Source organism: Aquamicrobium sp. LC103 (assembly GCF_001014615.2).
Taxonomy (GTDB): domain Bacteria; phylum Pseudomonadota; class Alphaproteobacteria; order Rhizobiales; family Rhizobiaceae; genus LBCQ02.
The window spans coordinates 1-20,696 of sequence record NZ_LBCQ02000008.1 but is presented as its reverse complement, the minus strand read 5'-3'; the positions used below and the strand labels follow the sequence as shown (position 1 = coordinate 20,696).

The window sequence follows — 20,696 nt, the reverse complement described above, 5'->3', positions numbered from 1 at the left end:
CCTCGCCTTGCTAGCTTTCCTCCGCTGCAGAGATGCTGCGGTGTGAAAGGAGATAATCCATGGAAAACGAGGACAAGGATCTGGCGAGCCAGACCGCCACCGAGCCCGCTTCGAAAGGATGGGGGCGCCGCGCCGCGATCGGCGGGCTCGCAGCCGTCGCGGTTGTCGGTGCCGGCGGTCTTGTAGTCGCGCGCGGCGACGATTTCGGCATGGGTCGTTTCGGCATGGGCGGCCACATGATGCAGGCGCACATGGGAGGCGGCGGCTTTATGGGACACCGGATTGGCTCAGTGCTCGACGAACTCGACGCGACGTCCGAGCAGGAAGACAAGCTTTGGGAAATCATCGACAAGGCACGCGACGAGATCGGCCCCACTTTCCGGGACTTCCGCGAGACGCGTGAGGAGGTTATCAAACTCCTCGGCGCGCCGACCATCGACCATGCCGCCGCCGAGAAACTGCGCAGCGAACGTATCGCGGCCATCGACGAGGCTTCGCGCAAGATGACGACCGCGCTCCTCGACGCGGCCGAAGTGCTGACACCAGAGCAGCGCGCCAAGCTTGCCGAGCATTTGAATGAGCGGCGCGGGCGCGGCCGGTGGTAAGATCGAGGCGGCCAGACGGCTGAACGGAGTGCAAGAATGGCAGGACGGGTCTTGATTGTTGACGACGACACGCGCCTGTCCGCCATGCTTGCCGACTATCTCTCCGCGAACGGCTACACCGTCCATACCGCGCCGACGGCCACGGCAGGTCTCGCCGACCTCCACCGTCATGCGCCGGACATCGTGATCCTCGACATCATGCTGCCGGATCTCGACGGCTTCGAGACCTGCCGGCGCATGCGTGTGGTCTCGGATGTACCGATCCTGATGCTCACCGCCAAAGGCGAGGAGACAGACCGCATCGTCGGGCTGGAGCTCGGAGCGGACGACTATCTGCCCAAACCTTTTAATCCGCGCGAGCTGCTGGCCCGGCTGAAGGCGATCCTGCGTCGTCGCAATGGTGGCGCGGCGATCTCACGCGTCCTGCGCTTCGGACTGCTGGAGATCGATCCGGGATCACGCTCGGCCAGGATCGATGGCCGCGAATGCGCGCTGACCAGCTACCAGTTCGACTTGCTCGTGACGCTTGCCGAAAATGCCGGCCGCACGCTGTCACGCGAACGGTTGATGGACGCGGTCAAGGGCGCGGAGCTGGATGCGTTCGATCGTTCCATTGACGTCCACGTCTCGCGCATCAGGGCAGCCATCGAGACCGACCCAAGGCATCCGAAGCGTATCGTTACCGTCCGCGGCGCGGGCTACGTCTTCGCCCGTTTCCAAGACGACGAGAGATAAAGCGTTGCGCAGCCGACTGTTCCTGAAGATCTACCTGACGCTGCTCGCCAGCCTTGGCGCCGTCGCCATCGCCAGCGCTGCGTTCGTGTGGCTGGGGCAAGGCGAGGAGGAGTCGGGCTGGCAGAGCCAACGCGCCCGGTTCGTCGCAGCGCTTATTCCGCCCGACATGGACCAGAAATCGGTCGAGGCGACGCTGGATCGGCTGTCGCGGGCCTTCGACGCCGACATAGCGGTGTATGATCCGCATGGCGGATTGATTGCCAGCGCCGGCCAACCGCTCCCGCATGATGTTCTCGCCCGCCCCTGGCGCCATGGCAAAGGCAAACTTCACACGATGGTCACGGAACTGCCCGACGGCCGCGCGGTGGCCGCGCGCATGGCGTGGCCTTTCCGTCCGTCGGGCCGCAATCCGCTCGCCTACCTTGCCCTGATCGCCGGCGTCGTCGGGCTCGCCGCCTATCCGGTGGTGCGTCACCTGACCCGCAGGCTGGAGCAGCTGCGCGTTGGCGTGGACGCCTGGGGGAGAGGCGATTTCGTGGCCCGCGTGCCGGCGAAAGGCAGCGACGAGGTCGCGACGGTCGCGAAGAGCTTCAACAAGGCCGCCGATCATGTCGAGCGACTGATCAAGTCGCACCGCGCACTGCTCGCCAATGCCAGTCATGAATTGCGCTCGCCTCTCGCGCGTCTGCGCATGGCAATCGACCTCTACGAGGAGGCGCCGGACGAACGCCGCAAGGAGGAGATTATCCGCAATCTCGCCGAACTGGACATGCTGGTCGAGGAGATCCTGTTGGCGAGCAGGCTGGACAATGTCGAGACGCTCGATGAGATCGAGCCGGTTGACCTCCTGGCGCTGGCTTCGGAAGAAGGGGCACGCAACGGTGTCGAGGTTTCCGGCACGCCCGTCACGGTAATGGGCGATGCGCGCCTGCTCGGAAGGCTGGCTCGCAATCTCATGCAGAACGCGCTGCGCCACGGCGGCCCGCCTGTCTCATGCACTGTCGCACGGGCAGACGGCAGGGTGGAATTGACGGTTCGCGACCACGGCTCGGGCATCCCCAACGGCGAGAGCGCCCGCGTTTTCGAGCCGTTCTACCGTCCTTCGGGGCGGGGGGAAGCCGCCGGCGGCTGGGGCCTGGGACTGGCCCTGGTGCGCCAGATCGCCGAGCGTCACGGCGGCGCTGTCCGCTACGAATCCCCGCCGGACGGCGGTGCCTGTTTCGTCGTGACGCTTCCTGTGAAACGGTCGTCCGAAAGATAGGCAGAGCTGGTCGGCTCGACGACCGCTCGATCGCGCTCTTCCCCTGCAATCTTCACGCTCACTTCAGCCGCATCCAGCGCCGCCCGGAGGTCCTCGGGCGGAGCATGGTCGACCACGATTTCATGCACATGCGCGAGCGAGCAGACCTGCACGAGCCCCTTCTGGCCGAATTTGGAGGCGTCCGTGACCACCACCCGGCGGCGCCCTCGACCCAGCACCGCTTGGCCAAACTGCGCCTCTTCCAATTCGTAGTCCATCACACCTGTGACCGCGCTTATCCCACCAGCCGAGATGATCGCGTGGTCCACGCTGAAGCGATTGATGAACTCGATCGCCGAGAAGCCCAGTGCGGCGCCGCTGTCGCTGCGCAGCTCCCCGCCCGCCATGTAAACCTTGTTGCCGTTGACGGTGGCGAGCGTGCGCGCGATGTCGGAAGAATTCGTAACCACGATCAATTGTCGGTGCCCGAGCAGGGCACGGGCGAGAAAACTGGTCGTGGTGCCCGTGTCGAGCATGATCGATTCACCGTCGCGGATGGACGAGGCGGCGAGCCTTGCGATCGCTTCCTTGGCAGGTCTGTTCTCACGCATCCGCCTCTCGAAGGGCGCTTCACCCACCACCGAAGGCAGGCCAATCGCGCCGTGCATGCGAATGATTTCGCCGCGATCCGCCAGTGGCTTGATGTCCCGGCGCACGGTCTCCAACGAAACGCCCAAGCGGGCCGCCAGAGCGCTGACGCTGATCGTGCCGTCCTCCTTCAAGAGGCTCAGTATCTGCCCATGGCGAGGAGAGGGATTCATGCTTGTTCCGTTTCTTTGACCGTTTTCTTGGAATTATGCCCGTTATTTTGTCTTAATGGCATACAATTTTGTCAAAAAAATTCAATAAACCACAAAATCCGATTGACTCGATCCGTGAACGCATCGATCCTCGCCTTTCAAAGAGCAGCCGAAGAGTTGCGGAAAGGGAACGATGGCGGAAGGGATGAGGAACCCTCCCGACAGCAGGGCCAGGATCGCGGCGCTGCCAATCTGGAAGGGTACGATAGAGATCGAGCCGCTCTTGGGTGGCATAAGCAATGAAAGCTGGCTCGTGGCCGATGGGCGCGGGCGCCATGTGGTTCGTTTCGGCAAGGATTACCCCTTCCACCACGTCTTCCGCGACCGTGAGGTTATGACGGCACGCGCGGCCGTGGAAGCCGGATTCGCCCCTGAGTTGGAATATACCGCGCCCGGCATGATGGTCTCGCGCTACCTCGGCGCCAAGACCTATGACGGCAACGATGTGCGGGCGAACATAGTCTCCGTTGCGCGGCTGATCCGCGCCTTCCACAACGAGATGCCGCGACAGGTGTCCGGACCGGGCTTCATGTTCTGGCCATTTCATGTGATCCGCGACTATGCGCGCACGCTACGCGAAGGCGGGAGCCGGATGGAGCCGCACCTGCCGGCATATCTTGATCTTGCCGATGAACTTGAGACGGCACAGATTCCACTCCCCATCGTCTTCGGCCACAACGATCTTCTTCCGGCGAACCTGCTCGACGACGGCGAGCGTCTTTGGCTCATCGATTTCGAATATGCGGGCTTCTCCACCGCGATGTTCGATCTGGCCGGGCTTTCCTCCAACGCAGGTTTCTCCGCCGAAGAATCGGAAACCCTGCTCGCCTGTTATTTCGGCCGATCGCCCGATCTGCCGACGCGACGGGCGCTGGCGGCCATGCAATGCACCTCGCTCCTGCGCGAAGCCATGTGGAGCATGGTGTCCGAGATTCATCTCGATGCGCCCGGCACGGATTACGAGGCCTACACGCAGGACAATCTCGCACGGCTCGAAACCGCACTCGACACCTATTTCACAGAATACGGACGCCACAACCGATGAACCAAGCGCTTCCCCTCCATGCCAAGGTCGTCGTCATTGGCGGCGGCATCATCGGCTGCTCGACCGCCTATCACCTAGCGCGCGACCACAAGGCCGACGTGGTCCTTCTGGAGCAGGGCCGGCTGACCTCCGGGTCCACCTGGCACGCGGCGGGACTCGTCGGCCAGCTTCGCTCCTCCGCGTCGATCACGCGCGTGCTGAAATACTCCGTCGAGCTCTACAAGCACCTGCATGAGGAAACGGGGCTGGAGACTGGCTGGAAAATGACCGGCTGCCTCAGGCTCGCAACCAACGAGGATCGCTGGACCGAGTTTCGCCGGCTCGCAACCACGGCACAGAGCTTCGGAATGGAGATGCATCTCGTATCCCCCGAAGAGGTGAAGCGCATGTGGCCGCTGATGGACACGTCCGACCTCGTCGGCGCATCCTGGCTGCCAACAGATGGGCAGGCGAACCCCGCCGACATAACCAACTCACTCGCCAAGGGCGCGCGCATGCACGGCGCCAAGCTCTTGGAAGGCGTACGGGTGACCGGATTTGTGATGGAGGGCAACCGTATCGCGGCGGTGGAAACCAACAGGGGTCGCATCGCCTGCGAGACGGTCGTGAACTGTGCCGGACAATGGGCGCGGCAGGTCGGCGCCATGGCGGGCGTTTCGGTACCGCTGCAGCCGGTCAAGCACCAATATATCGTGACGGAGAAGATCGAGGGCTTGAGCCCGGACGCACCGACCATCCGGGATCCGGACCGGCGCACCTATTTCAAGGAAGAGGTGGGCGGCCTGGTCATGGGCGGCTACGAGCCGAACCCGCAGCCCTGGCATACGGGCCTTCCAGGAGGCGACGTGCCGGAGAGCTGGGAGTTCCAGCTTTTTGACGACGATTTCGAGCATTTCGAGCAACACATGACACAGGCCATGGCTCGTGTGCCCGCGCTGGCCACGGCCGGCGTCAAGCAGATGGTGAACGGACCGGAGAGCTTTACGCCGGACGGCAATTTTATTCTCGGCCTGGCTCCGGAATGCGCCAACATGTTCGTGGGCGCGGGCTTCAACGCCTTCGGCATCGCCTCCGGTGGCGGAGCAGGCTGGGTGCTGGCGGAGTGGGTGGTCAATGGCGAAGCGCCGCTGGATCTTTGGGTGGTCGATATCCGCCGCTTCTCCGCCCTCCACCGAGATCGGGATTGGGTATGTGGGCGCACGCTCGAGGCATATGGCAAACACTACACCGTCGCCTTCCCGCACGAGGAATATGAGAGCGGCCGTCCGCGCATCGTCTCGCCGCTTTATGAACGCCTGAAGACGCGGCGTGCCGTGTTCGGCTCCAAGCTCGGCTGGGAGCGGCCCAACTGGTTTGCGCCAAAGGGCATGGAACCGGCTGATACCTATTCCATGGGTCGGCCGAACTGGTTCGAGGCGGTGGGCGAGGAGCACGCCCATGTCCGCGACAAGGTAGGCATTTTCGACCAGTCCTCGTTCGCCAAATTCGAACTTTTCGGGCGTGACGCGGCCGCGGCGCTCGACTTGATCTGCGCCAATGACGTGACCAGGTCGGCGGGCCGCCTCACCTATACGCAGATGCTAAACACGCGCGGCGGCATCGAGTGCGACCTTACCGTGGCGCGGCTTTCCGAGGACCGGTTCTACATCGTCACGGGCACCGGCTTCCGTACCCACGACTTTGGCTGGATCGCCGACCATATCCGTGCGGGTGCGGATGCCCGCCTGACCGACGTGACGGAAGCATACGGCACGCTCTCGCTGATGGGGCCGAAAGCTCGCGACGTGCTCGCTGCCGTCACGCATGCGGATATCGGCAATTCAGCCTTCCCCTTTGGCCATGTGCGGGAGATCGGGATCGCCGGCCATGCCGTGCGGGCGCTGCGCGTCACCTATGTGGGCGAGCTCGGCTGGGAGCTGCACGTGCCGCTTTCGGGTACGGGCAACGTGTTCGACGCGCTGATGGATGCAGGCCGGCGCCACGACATCCGACCTGTCGGGTATCGCGCGCTGGAGTCTCTCAGGCTCGAAAAAGCCTATCGCGCCTGGGGTGCCGACATCACGCCGAACGACAATCCCTTCGAGGCGGGCCTCGGCTGGGCTGTGAAGCTTCGCAAGACGACGCCGTTCATCGGTCGTGAAGCTTGCGAGAAGACGATCTCGCGCCCGTTTGAAAAGCGGTTGGCAGGCTTCACGATGGAAGACCCGTCTGTCGTACTCCTCGGACGCGAAACCATTCTGCGCAATGGTGAGCCGGTCGGCTATCTCACCAGCGGCGGCTTTGGCTACACGATCGCGAAACCTGTCGGCTACGGCTATGTGCGCAACAGCGCGGGCGTCGACGGGGAGTTCCTGAAATCAGGAAAATACGAGCTTGTCGTGGCAAACGAGCGCTTCGCCGCCACGATCCACATGGCACCGCTTTACGACCCGCACGCAGAACGGGTGAAGAACTGATCGAGAAACCCGGGCAGCCCAACCGATGAGCGCGCGGGATTCATGCAGCGAGGGGAACGTAAATGGCACAGATCGGAACGTTCATCATCTACATCATCATGGCCTGCGCGGTGGCCGGCGCCATCGCCTCGATCCGTGATCCCGAATCCGGACTCGGCAAGGAATTCATCGAGGGTATCCATGCCATCGGCCCGATCTTCATTCCGGTGGCCGGTATCATGGCCTCGATACCCTATCTTTCGGAATTCATCCGCCTGGCTGTCGGCCCGCTTTTCGCGATGGTGGGGGCCGACCCGTCCATCGCCGCCACGACCGTCATCGCGGTGGACATGGGTGGCTATCAACTCGCGCACGCCCTGGCGGGTACACGCGATGCCTGGATCGTCGCCATGGTCGTCGGCTACATGGCGGGCGCCACGATCATCTTCTCGATCCCGGTGGGCCTGGCCATGCTGGCAAAGCCAGACCACAAATACATGGCATTGGGCATCATGTCAGGCATTCTCAGCGTGCCGATCGGCGTTTTCGTCGCTTGCGCGCTGATCGCTCTTTCCGGCCTCGAAGTGCGCCCCGATATCTCGACCAGCGGGGAAGCCACCCACCAGGTGATGCTCACGATCGGGGAGATCCTGCGCAATCTCCTGCCGCTCATCGTCTTTTGCGTGGCGATCGCGCTCGGCCTGCGCTTCGTGCCCGACGCCATGATCACAGGGTTCCTGTGGTTCGGCCGCATCATGTATGCCGGCATCACCCTGGTGCTGGTCTTCTCGATCGTCGAATACTTCACCAGCATGTTCAGCACCGTGTTCGGCAGCTGGGGTTTCGATCCCATCATCGCGGACGAAGCCGATCAGTTCCGCGCGCTCGAGATCGCCGGCTATATCGGCATCATGCTGGCGGGCGCCTTCCCGATGGTCTATCTCCTCACCAAATATCTGGAAGGACCGATGCGGGCGATAGGTTCTCGCATCGGGGTATCGCCAGAAGGCGCAGCGGGCCTGCTGGCCGCCATAGCCAACATCATCGCCATGTACCGTTTGATCGGAAAGATGCAGCCCAAGGACAAGGTCCTGGCCATCGCCTTTGCCGTTTGTGCGGCTTTCACCTTCGGTGATCATCTGGCCTTCGCGGCCAATTTTCAACCGAGCATGATCCTCCCTCTGCTTATCGGCAAGCTGCTCGGAGGCTCGGCAGGCTTCATGCTGGCGAAATGGCTATCCGTTCCGAAGGCCGAGGAACTGGCAGCGATCGACGTAGCCACGGCCGCGCCCTTACCTGCGGAGTAGCCCGAAATCCTGGTGCGGCGCTCGGCCGAACTTCGAATTCGCTCGTGGCCTCTACGAGCCTTCGATCGCGACGATCGCCTCGATCTCGACGGTGATGTTGTCGGGCAACGACCCGAAACCGACGGCGGAGCGTGCATGAAGTCCCGCCTCGCCGAAGACGTCGATCAGAAGATCGGAGCAGCCGTTGATGACCTTGGGGTGGGCGCCGAAATCCGGCACCGCGTTCACCATTCCGAGAAGCTTGACGACGCGCCGCACACGGCCGAGGTCGCCCAGTGCGTCGTGCATTACCGCAAGCAGGTTGAGCCCGGTCAGCCGCGCGTCGTCATAGGCGCGCTCCATGCCGACATCGCCGCCAACCTTGCCGGTGCGCAACGTACCGTCTGCTTCTCGTGGCCCCTGCCCGGAAAGATATAACAGCCCCCCTTCGATGACGTAGGGAATGTAGGTCGCAATCGGCGTCGGAGCTGGTGGAAGCACGAGGCCTTGCGCCTCAAGCCGGGCATAGGGGGTCATCTGGGTGAAACCTTTCAACTGGCAAGTTCCGCCTGCCTTATGCAGGCAACGCTGTGTCCGGGGCCGACCTCCTCGCTCGCAGGCACAGCCTCGGCACAGGCTTCGATGGCGTGTGGACAGCGCGTGCGGAAGACGCAGCCCGAGGGCGGATCGAGCGGGCTCGGTATGTCGCCCTGCAGGATGACCCGATCGCGCTTCACGGTGGGATCGGGGACGGGAGCGGTCGCGAGCAGCGCGCGCGTGTAAGGATGGCGCGGCGCCGCGTAAACCGCCTGCGACGGCCCCTTCTCCATGATGCGGCCCAGGTAGAGAACCACGATCTGGTCACACAAATATTCGACGACCGTCAGATCGTGCGAAATGAAGACCATCGTCAAGCCGAGATCACGCTGGATCTGCTGGATGAGGTTCAGCACCTGCGCCTGTACGGAAACGTCGAGCGCGGAGACGGGCTCATCGGCGATGATGAGTTCGGGCTCGACGGCAAGAGCCCGCGCGATACCGATGCGCTGGCGCTGTCCACCGGAAAATTCGTTCGGATAGCGGCGCGCATGCTCCGCGGACAGGCCAACCCGGACAAGCAGCTCCTCGATTCTGGCCTTGCGCTCCTTGCCTCTGGCCAATCCATGGGTATCGATCGCCTCGCCAATGATCTCGCCGACACGCATGCGCGGATTGAGGCTCGAATAAGGGTCCTGGAAGATGATCTGCATACGCCGGCGGTAGGCGCGCATTTCCTTCTCCGACAAGCCGAACAGGTCGACGCCGTCGAAGATTGCCTCCCCCGATGTCGGCTCGACCAGGCGCAGGATGGCGCGGCCCGCCGTCGTCTTGCCGGAGCCGGATTCCCCGACAATCCCAAGAATCTCGCCTCGGCGCACCTCGAACGACACGCCGTCGACCGCCTTGACCGGGCCGCTCTTGGTAGAGAACCGCTTTTCAAGGCCGCGCACGGCAAGCAGAACCTCGGAATTGTCTTTCTGGACATGCAGGGTGGAGTTCACAGAAGCTCGTACCTCCGACAACGCGTCAAGTGATCCCCGGAAGCCGATTGAAGCAGGGGCGGTTCAGCCTCGCAAGCTGGCTCCGCAAGCAGGCAACGAGGAGCGAAGGAGCACCCTCGCGGCAAGGACAGGACGCTTGGCACGCTGCCGGGGATCGGATCGAGCAGGCGACGGGTTCCATCAGCCGAGCGGTCGCGCTTGGGGTCGGGAATGCAGGCAAGCAGACCCTTGGTGTAAGGGTGTCGTGGCCGCGCAAACAGCTCCGTGACCCGCGCCTGCTCGACGACGCGGCCCGCATACATCACCGCAACTTCATGAGCTATCTCAGCCACGACACCGAGATTATGCGTAACAAACAGGATGCTCATGCCGATCTCGCGCTGAAGTCGGCGCATCAGGTCGAGAATCTGCGCCTGAATGGTCACATCAAGCGCCGTGGTGGGTTCGTCTGCAATCAGCAAGGCCGGCCGGCAAGCCAGCGCGAGCGCGATCATCACGCGCTGTCGCATGCCACCCGACATCTCGTGCGGGTACTGGTCGAGACGCTTTGCCGCTGCGGGAATCTCGACGAGCTCCAGCATCTCGAGAGCACGCGCCCGTGCCTCGCCGCGCGTGACGGGCTCGTGCAGCCGCACCATCTCCATGATCTGGTCACCGACGGTGAAGAGCGGGTTGAGCGAAGTCATCGGTTCCTGGAAGATCATGGCGATCTCCCTGCCCCGTATGCCCCTCATCCGCCTGTCGCCAAGCGCCGCCAGATCGACCACCGACCCGTCGCGCATGCGATAGAGAATGCGACCGCCAACGATGCGGCCGGGATGCGACAGCAGGCGCATGATCGACAGGCTGGTCACCGACTTGCCCGATCCGGACTCGCCGACCACGGCGAGCGTTTGGCCGCGTCTGACCGTCAGCGTGACACCGTCGACCGATTTCGCGGCACGCGCGCCCATCACGAAATGCGTGCGCAGATCCTCGGCCCTGAGGACGACGTCATCGGCGAGTTGCGCGGCCTCTTGCCGGTATGAGGCGGAAACCAGCATGTCAGAGGTCCTTTCGCAACCTGGGATCAAGCAGATCGCGCAAACCATCACCGACGAGCTGGAGCGACAGCACCGTAAGCACGATCGCGATGCCAGGAAAGATCGTCATCCAGTCGGCCTGACCCACATATTGGCGCCCGGAGGCTATCATCGTGCCCCAAGTGGGAATCTCGGGGCTGACACCGACGCCGAGGAAGGATAGCCCCGCTTCCGCGAGCATCGCATAGGCGAAGATGAAGGTCGCCTGCACGAGGATGGGCGAGACGAGATTGCGCAGGACATGCCGTGTCATGATCCGCCAGGTCGGCACGCCGAGCGCGCGGGCGGCTTCCACATAGGGCAGTTCGCGTATGACGAGCGTGGAGGCGCGCACGATACGCGCCAGGCGCGGCGCATAGACGATGCCGAGTGCGACGATCACCGTGGCGAGCGAAGGGCCGAGCGCGGCAACCAGTGCAATCGCCAGCAGGATGTCGGGAAATGCCATCATTGCATCGACCAGGCGCGAGACGACGGCGTCTGCCTTGCGGAAAAAGCCGGCGACGATCCCGAGCGTGATCCCCACCACGCAGGCGAAGACGGTGGCCGCCGCGCCCACGAGCAACGACAGCTGTCCCGCATAAATTGTCCGGCTGAATATATCCCGACCGAATTCATCCGTACCGAAGAACCATTCGAGTCCCGGCGGCTGAAGCCGGTTGACGATGGATAGGCGGCTCGGCGAATGCGGTGCCACCCACGGCGCGAGCACCGCCAGCAGTGCGATGACGACGAGGATGAGGAGACCGATGGCGAGCGTCTTGCGCTGGATGATCAGCGTTGTCAGCCGCGGCGCGGCATATGCGTCCGTGGCAGCCATCAGTAGCGCACCCGTGGATCGATCATCAGGTAGAGCATGTCGATGCCGAAGTTTATGAGAACATAGATCGCGGCGATCACCAGAAGCGCACCCTGAATCACCGGGTAGTCACGCCTGAGCACAGCGGACACCACGAGATTGCCGACGCCGGGCAAGCTGAACACCGTTTCGGTGACAACCGCGCCGGAAACGAGCAGCGCCGCCGTCAGCCCAAGTACCGTCAAGACTGGAATCAACGCGTTCTTGAATGCGTGCTTGAGGACGACACGGAACTCGCTCATGCCCTTGGAACGCGCGGTACGCACGTAATCGTCGTTCAGCACGTCGAGCATGGACGCTCGCGTGAAACGGGTGATCAGCGCGGAGGAGACCACACCGAGCGCGAAGGCAGGCAGGACGAGATGACTGAGCCTCGTGGCAAACGACGCATCCGGCCCGCCATAACCTGCCACAGGGAACCAGCCCAGACGGACCGCAAAGACCTGGATCAGGATCAGGCCGAGCCAGAAGCTGGGAATGCTGGCGGCAAGCATCGTCAGCGTCGTCACGGATTGGTCGAAAAAGCTGCCGCGGCGATATGCGGCAAGGATGCCAACGGGCAGCGCGATCGCGCTGGCGATCAAAATGGAGAACAACGTCAGGAAAAAGGTCGGCTCGGCTCGATCCAGCAAAGCGCTGGCCACTGGCATGTCGAGGAATATCGATTGGCCGAGGTCACCCCGCAGGAGTTGGCCCAGAAAGAAGAGATACTGCATGACAAGGGGCTGGTCGATGCCCAGCCTGCCACGCAGCGCCTCGATGTCCGCGGGTGTCGCGTCGGGCCCCAGCATAACAGCGGCCGGATCGCCCGGAGCGACGCGCACGATGACGAAGACGATCGTGACCACGACAAACATGACGCTCAGCATGCCGAGAAGCCGTTGCAGAACGTATCGAGTCATCGATCGTCTCCTGTCCGTCATTTTACCAAGAGCCGGGGGTCGTCGGCGACGTCCCCCGGTTCTTGCCGTGTCAACTTACTGCGCGATATGCGCGTTCCAGAAATAGGGCCACGCCGTCGGCGTGAACCCTTCAAGACGCGGCGACTTGGCAGCGAGAGCGCTGAAATCGCCGACCTTGTAGAAGGGCGCTTCGTCGTAGATCAGCTTCTGGAACTCGGACCACACGGCCTGCCGCTTCTCCAGGTCCATCTCGGTGTTGAGCGCGCTGAACAGACGTTCCTTCTCCTCGCTCGCCCACCAGCCGGGATAGGAAGCAGGCAGCGGCGCGATGAGCGCCGGGTCGGGCAGGAAGGGGCTGTGAGTGATGAAGATGTCCCACAATCCAGGTTCGGCGCGGCGCTGCACCAGCGTCGCCCAGTCGAAGACGCCCAGATCGACGGTGAAGCCGGCCAGTTTCAGATATTCGGCGGCGACCTGCGCCATCTTGTAGTGAAACTCATACTGGCGGCTGGTGAGGATTCGTATCGGCGAGCCGTCATACCCGGCCTCCTCGGCCAGGGTCTTGGCAGTTTCCGGATTGCCCTGATTGTAGGCCTCCAACCCCTCCCCGTTACGCCAAGGATAACCCTCAGGATACATCGCCCCGTCGACGGAGTAGAATTCCGGCTTGCCGAAGGCGGCGGCAAGCATGTCCTCGGAGTTGAGCGCGGCCTGGATGGCCTTGCGCACTCCATGGTTGGTCATGACGCCTTCCTTGTTGTTCATGATGAACATCGGCCAGCCGAAGGAATTGAGAACCAGCGGCTCGGTGTTGCCCTGCCCTTCCAATCGATCATAGGCTTCCACCGGCAACAGATCGGCATAGTCGTACTGGCCGGCGATCGCCCCTTCGACGCGGGTATTGGCATCGGGCACCGGCACGAACCGGATTTCATCGAGATATTGCTTGCGCGCGCCGCCGAAGCCGTCGGGCTCGCCCTCGCGCGCGGCATAGTCCTCGAAGCGGACGAGCTGGAGATACTGATCGACCCGGCGTTCCTTGATCATGTACGGTCCGGTGCCGACATATTCGCTGAGCGTGTCGGCGATCTTCTCGGAAGGCAGAATGACGGCCGCCGAATTGTTGAACGCCAGCAGCGCGTTCAGCGAGGCGACGGGTTCAGTGAGCGAGATGCGGACGGTGAAGTCGTCCACGGCCTCGAGCTTGTCGAGCTTGTCGGCGACGAGCTGACCACGGGACGCCACCTCGAACCAGCGCTCCAGCGAGGCGACCACGTCCTGCGAGGTCATGTCGCTCCCGTCATGAAAGGTCACACCCTGCCGTAGCTTGATCGTATGGACCTTGCCGTCCTCGGAAACCTCCGGCAACCCGTCGGCAAGCAGGGGCGTTACGTTCCAATTGGCATCGAACGTATAGAGCGTCTCGAAGAAATGCTGGGTGACCATGCCGAGCAGATCGCCGGTGGCGATCATCGGATCGAGCGTGTTCAATTCGCCGATCGTCGCCACGTTGATGACGCCGCCACGCTCCTGCGCGAAGGCGGCGGTAAATCCTCCGACCAGGATGGCGGCGCCTGCAAGCGCCACGGCGGTAATCTTCTTCAGCATGATCTCTTCCCCTTTTTGGTTGCGGTGATTTCCTGCCGGCTCAAGCCCCGGCAGCCAGCGTCTCGACGACCTTGACAAGCTCGCCGACCACTGCCTGAGTGATGCGTTCGCCCTTTTCCGCGCTAGCCAGCGACGGATCGCCGACAACACCGGTTCCACCCGACATGGCATGCATTGTGCGAAACAGCGCCCCGCGACTCGCACGGATCATGTCGGCGTTCGCCCAATCGAAGGTCGCCGAATAGGACATGGTGCCGATCTTCCCGGTGCGCACATCGTCGGGCGCGGCGGCCAGCATCAGCGAAGTCTCGAACTCGCAGGCGTGATTGACGCCTGCAAAGTCGCTCTCACGGATTTTCTCCAGTTCCGGCGCCGCCAGCCTCCACCACGTCAGCAGGGCTATCCGGCAATCGCGATGACGAGCCCCGAAAGTTTCGAGCAGGACCTGACCGATCGCCTGGTTCCCGCCGTGACTGTTGAACAGGACGAGATTGCGGAAACCGTGCCTGACCACGCTCTCCAGAATATCCCCGACATAAGCGAGGAATGTATCGTGGCGCACGCTGAGCGTGCCCGCGAACTCCATATGATGTTCGGAGCAACAGACCTTGACGGCGGGCAGGATGAGAACCCTGTCGCCCAGCCGCTCTTCCGCCCGATCGAGGAAATGGCCGCCGATCGCGACATCGGTGTCGATGGCCAGATGCGGGCCGTGCTGCTCGACGGCGGCAATATTGAGGACGACCGGCGTGGATCGGTCGATCCCGGCGAACTCCTCGGTTGTGAGCTTGTCCCAGCGCATCTGCGATCCCGTCAGGAGATGACACGTTCGCCGACGCGGAAGCGGGCGAGCGCCGTCTCATCGAGCTTCACGCCCAGGCCCGGCCCTTCCGCCGGCACCCGGACATGGGGCGGTTCGAATGCCAGCGGCGTCTCGAGCAGGTCATGCGAGCGGATCATCCGTCCGAAGATATCGCCGGGCCAGACGCAGCTCCTGGCTGCCGCCGACTGATGGACATACATGGCCTCGAGAATGCCGAGGTCGACCTCCGAACCGTGCCAACAGTAGAGCCCAGCGGTCGCCGCTATGTGATCGAGCGCCTGGAAGCCCGCGAGGCCACCATTGAAATTGAATCCATCGACCGCATTGTGGGCGAGAGCGTTGATCGCCTCATAGGGACGCTGCCCTTGATAGACGTAGGGCAGCGAGACGTGCAGCACGATCGGTATCGAAGAGAAGCGGCGCAACTCGGCGAAGTCCAGCATCATCCAGCGCGGCAGAGGATCTTCCAGAAGCAGCACGTTGCCGACCGTCTCGAGCTCGCGGATGATGCGGCGCGCATTGCCGGAATTCTCCCAGCGCTGGTTCGGGTCGAAGATGACCTTCATGCCAGGCGCGTGCTCCTTGATCTGCGCACACCAGCCGGCGACGTCGTCCTCGAGGTCACATTTGAACTTGATGACGTCGTAGCCCTGTTCGCGATAGCGGCGCACCCAGGGGCCGACCTCGTCCATGGTGCGGTGGCTCGACCACGCGCTGACCGCTACGTGATCACGGACCGCGCCGCCCAGCAGATTGTGCATCGGAACACCGAGCGATTTCGCAAAGGCATCCCAGATCGCGCATTCGAAGCCGTCATATTCGCGGCAAAGCGGCAACGGCAGTTGCTGCAGCGGAAAGTCGGTTATCTTGCTGCCCAACAGGTTCGCGCAAATCGCCTCGATGCGAGGCCATTCGTGGTCGCGATAGAACTCGCCCAGGCCAACCGTTCCATCCGCCAGCGTCATACGCAGGATCAGCTTCGGCAACTCATCGAACTGCACGCTCCAGCTCGCCTTTCCGCCAACGGGCAGCATGTGCAGCGGCTTGGCGAGCGTATCGGAATTGATGACACCCGGATGGGCGGGAACGACCACCTCGTCAAAGCGGAACGATACGATGGTCTTATCTGCAATCGGCATTCTGGCGATCCATGAAAGGGAGGCTATATCGCCAGAATGTAGTTTTCCTACTTACCTGTCAACCACCGGGAGCGTGGGTCCATGGCCTTTTCAGACCCGCCAATCGACCGGTTTCAGTCACAAACACAGCTAAAAATCGAAAGAAGGTAGCAATTTCCAGAGGATCGCAGCGCGATTCGACATTAGCGTCATGTCTGATCCTGTGGCCAGCGCCACGAAAAATGTAGGAAAAGTACCTAATCTCCAACCGGCTGGCTGTCGGTATTGCCATGTAGGGAGACGAGGTTGGAGCGAGCGCGCCACAGCTTCTTTGCAACCGCGTTGCGGCGCCACGCGCCCACCAGCGTCGCGAGGCAGTCAAGGACGAAGAGCTGGCCGTAGCGGCCTCGGTTGGGCATGTAGAAGAATTTTTCCTCATCGAAGGCGACCAGCGGCACCACCACGTTTGCCTTGGCGGCCAAGGGACTCGTCGGGTCGGTCACCGCGACCACGGAGGCCCCCAGTTCCACCGCGATCTCCGCGCTGTCGACCAGCGAACGGGGCTTACCGGTCACAGAAAAGATCAGCAGCACATCCTGGGGATCCGCGGTGGAGGCGATCACCCTGTGCTTGTAGGAATCCGCTGTCGCCGAGACCGCGATGTCCAGGCGGAAGAACCGGTTCTCCGCCTCAAGCGCAACATTCGCGGAGCTGCCCCCGACGCCGAAGCAGAAGATGCGGCGACCGCGATGGATGAGTTCCGCGGCCTTTTCGAGCGCCGCGGGATCACGTTGCGCGAAGGCGCTGGCAAGCGCCTGGCTGGTGGCCTCGTAGACCTGGTCGGCCACCTCGCGCCCGGTTTCGGCGGGACTTGTGCGTTCGGCGGCAATGTACATGCGCCCTATCGCATAATCCTGCGCGAGGCGTATCTTGAAGTCGGAAAATCCGTCGCATCCCATGCGACGGGAAAAGCGAATGACGGTCGGTTCGCTGACCTTCGCGCGTGATGCCAGTTCCTTGATCGAAATCCGAGTGGCGGCCTCGATGTCTTCGAGGACGGCGTCGGCCACAGCACGGTCGGCCCGATTGAGTTGCTGCCGCTCCATGCGCAGGCGGTCTATCAGGCTTGCTTGATGTCTCATGGAGATCCCGAGCGGCTTCTTCATCGGGCAGGCCCGAGCATGTGCCTGTTTGATTGTGGAGATTGATGATCGACCAGTCAACCTCGTCGAATCGAGCCGCTGGCCGGTGCCAGGAAGTACCTAGAAACGGTCGATACCGCATCACCTTACATGAGCCGCCTGGTTGCGATGGCGGCTTTAGGCCCAATGGTGACAGCATAAACTTCCATGGATTAAAGTTGGAGCGGGCCGGGCGAACCGGAGTTGCCATAGTATGACGAACAAGTTGAAAGCTGGCCTTGTTGCCGCGGCCATCGCCGCAATCATTGGACTAGCCGTTTCTTATGGGCTGATAAGCAGGGAAACCGGCGATGCGATTAAAACCCAGACTGACCAGATCCTGGACCAGGAAAACACGACCAATCAACCGCCCGCCACCGGTAATACCGACGCTCAGCCATCCGCACAGGACAACGTCTCGCCTTCGGCACCGGCGGATACCGGCACGCCACCTCCGGCGACAACTGCTCCGGAAGCGAGCCAGCCGTCAGAGTAAAGAGCTGCGCGACTTGAACTGTCAGATCAATCGTTCTTGAGAAATAGCTTGGCGGGCCTTGCCGGGAGCGGAATGGCGACCTGGAAAGCACGATGCGTTCACGATCCTTCGCCATGCAAGCCGCACGGTCGCTTTGGTAGGTCGTGCAGGCTGTATAACAGCTATACGGTCCATGATCCGCCGCTTACCGTCTGACGTGCCATCCGATCATCCCTCTGGCAATCACTGCGCATTCATGCATCGAGCTCCCCGCCGCGTCCGTGTACTTCGCCGGGATGAAACTTCGTAACTGTCGCATGAAGATATAAGTAAGTTCGTTTTGCAAGAATTGGTCAGTATTCAATAGAATTGATCGGTAGATTATCGATTGACATAAAGTTAAATTGGCCGTGGATTCGATGCGGCACTGACAAATCCCCCCTCAAGGCGATCTGGTTCGCCTGACCGGGATGTAGAGTCTGGAGAGGATCGGCCGAAGCGATGTCGTGAAAGGCAGCGCTCCGGCCGGTCATGCAACGCTTTCCCGCCGCATCGGACAGCGGTCGGCCGTGCTGATGGTCGGCTCATATCGGGCGGGGGTGAGCATGACCTATCGAAACGACTGCTGGAGCTCTGTCGCTGTCGGGCAAAGGGTCTGTCGGGCGGCTTCGCCCTTATGCCGGCTCGTGTTCTTCCTCACTCTTCTGTTTGCCGGCCTTGGCTTTTCCACTTCGGCATATGCACAGGCAGTCATCACGTGGGATGATCGCGGAGACACGTTTGTCAGTGCTTATGACCTGACAAATAGCAGAAACGTACCTTATGGCAGTTCCGTCGAGGTCGGCACTCTCGTAGAGTTCAACATCGCCGTATTCGCGGGCGTGACCCTTGGGGGGCCTCCGAGCGGTTGCCCCGTTTCCCATTACTCTCCGGCTGACACCTGGCGTGGTACCATCACCGAAACCTGCCATCTCGCCTTCAGCCTCCCGCGAATTTCCGTACAGCCTCCAGATTCGACGGAAGCCGTTGTCGGGCAAAGCTACAGTGGGGCTATCATGGCATGGGGAGGCAGCAGCCCATACACTTATACGCTGGAGTCCGGAAGTCTGCCGAGCGGCATCACCCTCGCCAGTGACGGCACGGTTTCAGGAATCCCTGGGGAAGGCGGGAGCTTCCCTGTCACGGTTCGTGCGACAAACGAGTATGGACACTACAACACAGGTTCATTCACGCTGACGGTCAGCGGCTCGACCGCCGCTCCCGAGATTACCAGCATCTCGCCGAATACCGGCCCCGCCGAAGGCGGCACAAGCGTGACTATCAGCGGCACGAACTTTACCGGCGCAACCGCCGTCAACTTCGGCGGAGAGCCGGTCTTCAGCTTCGTGGTCGACAGCGCCACGCAAATCACCGCCAACACGTCGCCGCATGCGCAAGGTCCGGTCGACGTGGAGGTGGTCGCGCCCGGCGGTAGCGTCACGGCACCGGGCGCCTTCACCTATGACGCTCCCGTGGAGCTATTCCTGTCGATCGATGACGTGACTGTTGTCGAGGGTGATTCCGGGGCCACACCGGCCACCTTCACCATACAATTGAACCAGCCTCTGCCGCAGTTCAGATCGGTGACCTTCGATGTCGCGACGGCGGATGGCACCGCGATTGCCGGTATCGACTACCAGGCAGTTAGCAGTCCCGGCCTCAGCATGGGCCAGAGTAACACGGCTTTGAGTTTCACCGTGCCGGTGAACGGCGACACGCTCGCTGAGCCGGACAAGTCCTTCTTCGTCAACATCACCAACGTCACCGGCGCGACGGTGGCAAGAGCCCAGGGTGTCGGCACGATCCAGGATGACGATGCAGCGGGACCGACGATCACGTCGATTTCGCCGAACGCCGGCGCGCCCGGCACGATCGTCACCATCACGGGCAGCGGTTTGACCGGAGCCTCCAGCGTTCATTTCGACGGTGTTGTCTCCATCGCCGTCACCCCCGTTGATGACAACACGGTTCTCGCGGAGGTGCCGGCGCATCCGGGCGGCGTCGTCGATGTCGAGGTTTATGCCGATGCGGGTGTCGCCACTGCGGCCGCAGCGTTTACAATCGACAATTCGCGGCCAACGGCAAATCCCGTCTCTGCCACGGTAGCCTACGGCAGCAGCAACAACCCGATCACGTTGAACATAACCGGCGTGCCGGCCAGCTCGGTCGCCGTGGGCACGGCTCCCGCGAACGGCACTGCTACCGCCACTGGCATGTCGATCACCTATACTCCGGCCCCCGGCTATGCCGGCACCGACAGCTTCACCTATACCGCCACCAATGCCGGGGGTACGTCCTCGCCGGCGACGGTGACGATCACCGTATCCCCTCCGATGATCGCCTACGCACCGACCAACCCACCCGCTGGCGTCGTGGGTGTCCCCTACAGCCAGTCGATTGCGGGCGGCGCGAGCGGTGGCGCAAGTCCCTATACCTATGCCCAGCCTTCGGGAACGATGGTGCCCGGGCTAACGCTGGCAGCGGACGGCACCCTGAACGGCACGCCCACCACGGCAGGGACATTCACGTTCAGAGTTGTCGCAACCGACAGTTCGAGCGGGGCAGGCCCGTTCAGTTCGCCGCCGGCTGACGTGTCGGTGACGATTGGGCAAGACGCACCGACGATCACCGGCATTTCGCCGGATACCGGCCCGATGGCAGGCGGCACGTCGGTAACGATCACCGGCACGGACCTGACCGGCGCGACGGCCGTGACCTTCGGCGCCGTGCCGGCGGCGATCGATACCGTCACTGCGACGCAGATCACGGCGGTGACACCTGCCGGATCGGCTGGTGCCGCCGATGTCATGGTGACAACGCCGGGCGGCAGCGCGACGCTGAACGACGGCTTCACCTACACGG

General features: G+C 62.6%; 18 protein-coding genes. 8 read left to right on the top strand and 10 right to left on the bottom strand.

Going from position 1 to position 20,696, the window contains the following annotated elements; all coding sequences use genetic code 11:
* The first annotated feature begins 59 nt into the window (after nt 1-59).
* From XW59_RS16165 to XW59_RS16155, 3 genes are read left to right on the top strand one after another with little or no spacing between them, the layout of a single operon-like run.
* On the top strand, nt 60-605 hold the full coding sequence (locus XW59_RS16165) for a Spy/CpxP family protein refolding chaperone (RefSeq protein WP_047146627.1): 546 nt from the start codon (nt 60-62) through the stop codon (nt 603-605).
* A 36-nt stretch (nt 606-641) separates the two neighbouring features.
* Nucleotides 642-1,340: a response regulator transcription factor gene (locus XW59_RS16160; RefSeq protein ID WP_047146628.1), complete on the top strand. Its 699-nt coding sequence runs from the start codon at nt 642-644 to the stop codon at nt 1,338-1,340.
* A 4-nt stretch (nt 1,341-1,344) separates the two neighbouring features.
* A complete protein-coding gene (locus tag XW59_RS16155) occupies nt 1,345-2,601 on the top strand; it encodes a HAMP domain-containing sensor histidine kinase (protein WP_047146629.1) in 1,257 nt (418 codons plus the stop codon).
* On the opposite strand, the gene XW59_RS16150 is transcribed toward XW59_RS16155, so the two are convergent.
* Nucleotides 2,529-3,401: a DeoR/GlpR family DNA-binding transcription regulator gene (locus XW59_RS16150; protein ID WP_082137647.1), complete on the bottom strand. Its 873-nt coding sequence runs from the start codon at nt 3,399-3,401 to the stop codon at nt 2,529-2,531. The two genes, XW59_RS16155 and XW59_RS16150, sit on opposite strands and share 73 nt — an antisense overlap.
* A gap of 172 nt (nt 3,402-3,573) precedes the next feature.
* Here XW59_RS16150 and XW59_RS29650 point away from each other — a divergent pair, with 172 nt between their 5' ends.
* From XW59_RS29650 to eutH, 3 genes are all read left to right on the top strand, one after another.
* Nucleotides 3,574-4,485, top strand: a complete 912-nt coding sequence (locus tag XW59_RS29650) for a phosphotransferase (RefSeq protein ID WP_082137648.1) — start codon at nt 3,574-3,576, stop codon at nt 4,483-4,485.
* A complete protein-coding gene (locus tag XW59_RS16140; protein WP_047146630.1) occupies nt 4,482-6,941 on the top strand; it encodes an FAD-dependent oxidoreductase in 2,460 nt (819 codons plus the stop codon). The genes XW59_RS29650 and XW59_RS16140 overlap by 4 nt, the downstream gene beginning before the upstream one ends.
* A 62-nt stretch (nt 6,942-7,003) precedes the next feature.
* Entirely contained in the window at nt 7,004-8,227 is a 1,224-nt protein-coding gene (gene eutH / locus XW59_RS16135; protein ID WP_047146631.1) for an ethanolamine utilization protein EutH, read from the top strand.
* A gap of 51 nt (nt 8,228-8,278) precedes the next feature.
* On the opposite strand, the gene XW59_RS16130 is transcribed toward eutH, so the two are convergent.
* The 9 genes from XW59_RS16130 to XW59_RS16090 form a co-directional block, all read right to left on the bottom strand.
* Entirely contained in the window at nt 8,279-8,743 is a 465-nt protein-coding gene (locus XW59_RS16130) for a RidA family protein (RefSeq protein WP_047146632.1), read from the bottom strand.
* Nucleotides 8,744-8,757: 14 nt separating this feature from the next.
* On the bottom strand, nt 8,758-9,747 hold the full coding sequence (locus XW59_RS16125) for an oligopeptide/dipeptide ABC transporter ATP-binding protein (protein WP_246666114.1): 990 nt from the start codon (nt 9,745-9,747) through the stop codon (nt 8,758-8,760).
* Entirely contained in the window at nt 9,744-10,790 is a 1,047-nt protein-coding gene (locus XW59_RS16120) for an ABC transporter ATP-binding protein (RefSeq protein WP_047146633.1), read from the bottom strand. Before XW59_RS16120 ends, XW59_RS16125 begins: the two co-directional genes overlap by 4 nt.
* A 1-nt stretch (nt 10,791) precedes the next feature.
* The gene (locus tag XW59_RS16115) at nt 10,792-11,649 is read right to left on the bottom strand and encodes an ABC transporter permease (protein ID WP_047146634.1); all 858 of its coding nucleotides are present in this window, start codon (nt 11,647-11,649) and stop codon (nt 10,792-10,794) included.
* Complete coding sequence (locus XW59_RS16110) at nt 11,649-12,590, bottom strand: ABC transporter permease (RefSeq protein ID WP_047146635.1); 942 nt, start codon at nt 12,588-12,590, stop codon at nt 11,649-11,651. The genes XW59_RS16115 and XW59_RS16110 overlap by 1 nt, the downstream gene beginning before the upstream one ends.
* Before the next feature lie 75 nt (nt 12,591-12,665).
* Nucleotides 12,666-14,198: an ABC transporter substrate-binding protein gene (locus tag XW59_RS16105; RefSeq protein ID WP_052958216.1), complete on the bottom strand. Its 1,533-nt coding sequence runs from the start codon at nt 14,196-14,198 to the stop codon at nt 12,666-12,668.
* A 40-nt stretch (nt 14,199-14,238) separates the two neighbouring features.
* A complete protein-coding gene (locus XW59_RS16100; RefSeq protein ID WP_047146636.1) occupies nt 14,239-15,000 on the bottom strand; it encodes a creatininase family protein in 762 nt (253 codons plus the stop codon).
* Between the two features lie 11 nt (nt 15,001-15,011).
* Nucleotides 15,012-16,160: an enolase C-terminal domain-like protein gene (locus XW59_RS16095; RefSeq protein ID WP_047146637.1), complete on the bottom strand. Its 1,149-nt coding sequence runs from the start codon at nt 16,158-16,160 to the stop codon at nt 15,012-15,014.
* 236 nt (nt 16,161-16,396) lie between these two features.
* The gene (locus XW59_RS16090) at nt 16,397-17,281 is read right to left on the bottom strand and encodes a MurR/RpiR family transcriptional regulator (RefSeq protein WP_047146688.1); all 885 of its coding nucleotides are present in this window, start codon (nt 17,279-17,281) and stop codon (nt 16,397-16,399) included.
* Between the two features lie 253 nt (nt 17,282-17,534).
* Between XW59_RS16090 and XW59_RS16085 the strand changes: the two genes are divergently transcribed.
* Complete coding sequence (locus XW59_RS16085; RefSeq protein WP_047146638.1) at nt 17,535-17,816, top strand: hypothetical protein; 282 nt, start codon at nt 17,535-17,537, stop codon at nt 17,814-17,816.
* Between the two features lie 584 nt (nt 17,817-18,400).
* Nucleotides 18,401-20,696 (top strand): IPT/TIG domain-containing protein (locus XW59_RS16080; RefSeq protein ID WP_170990166.1); only part of this gene is annotated, 2,296 nt, incomplete at its 3' end.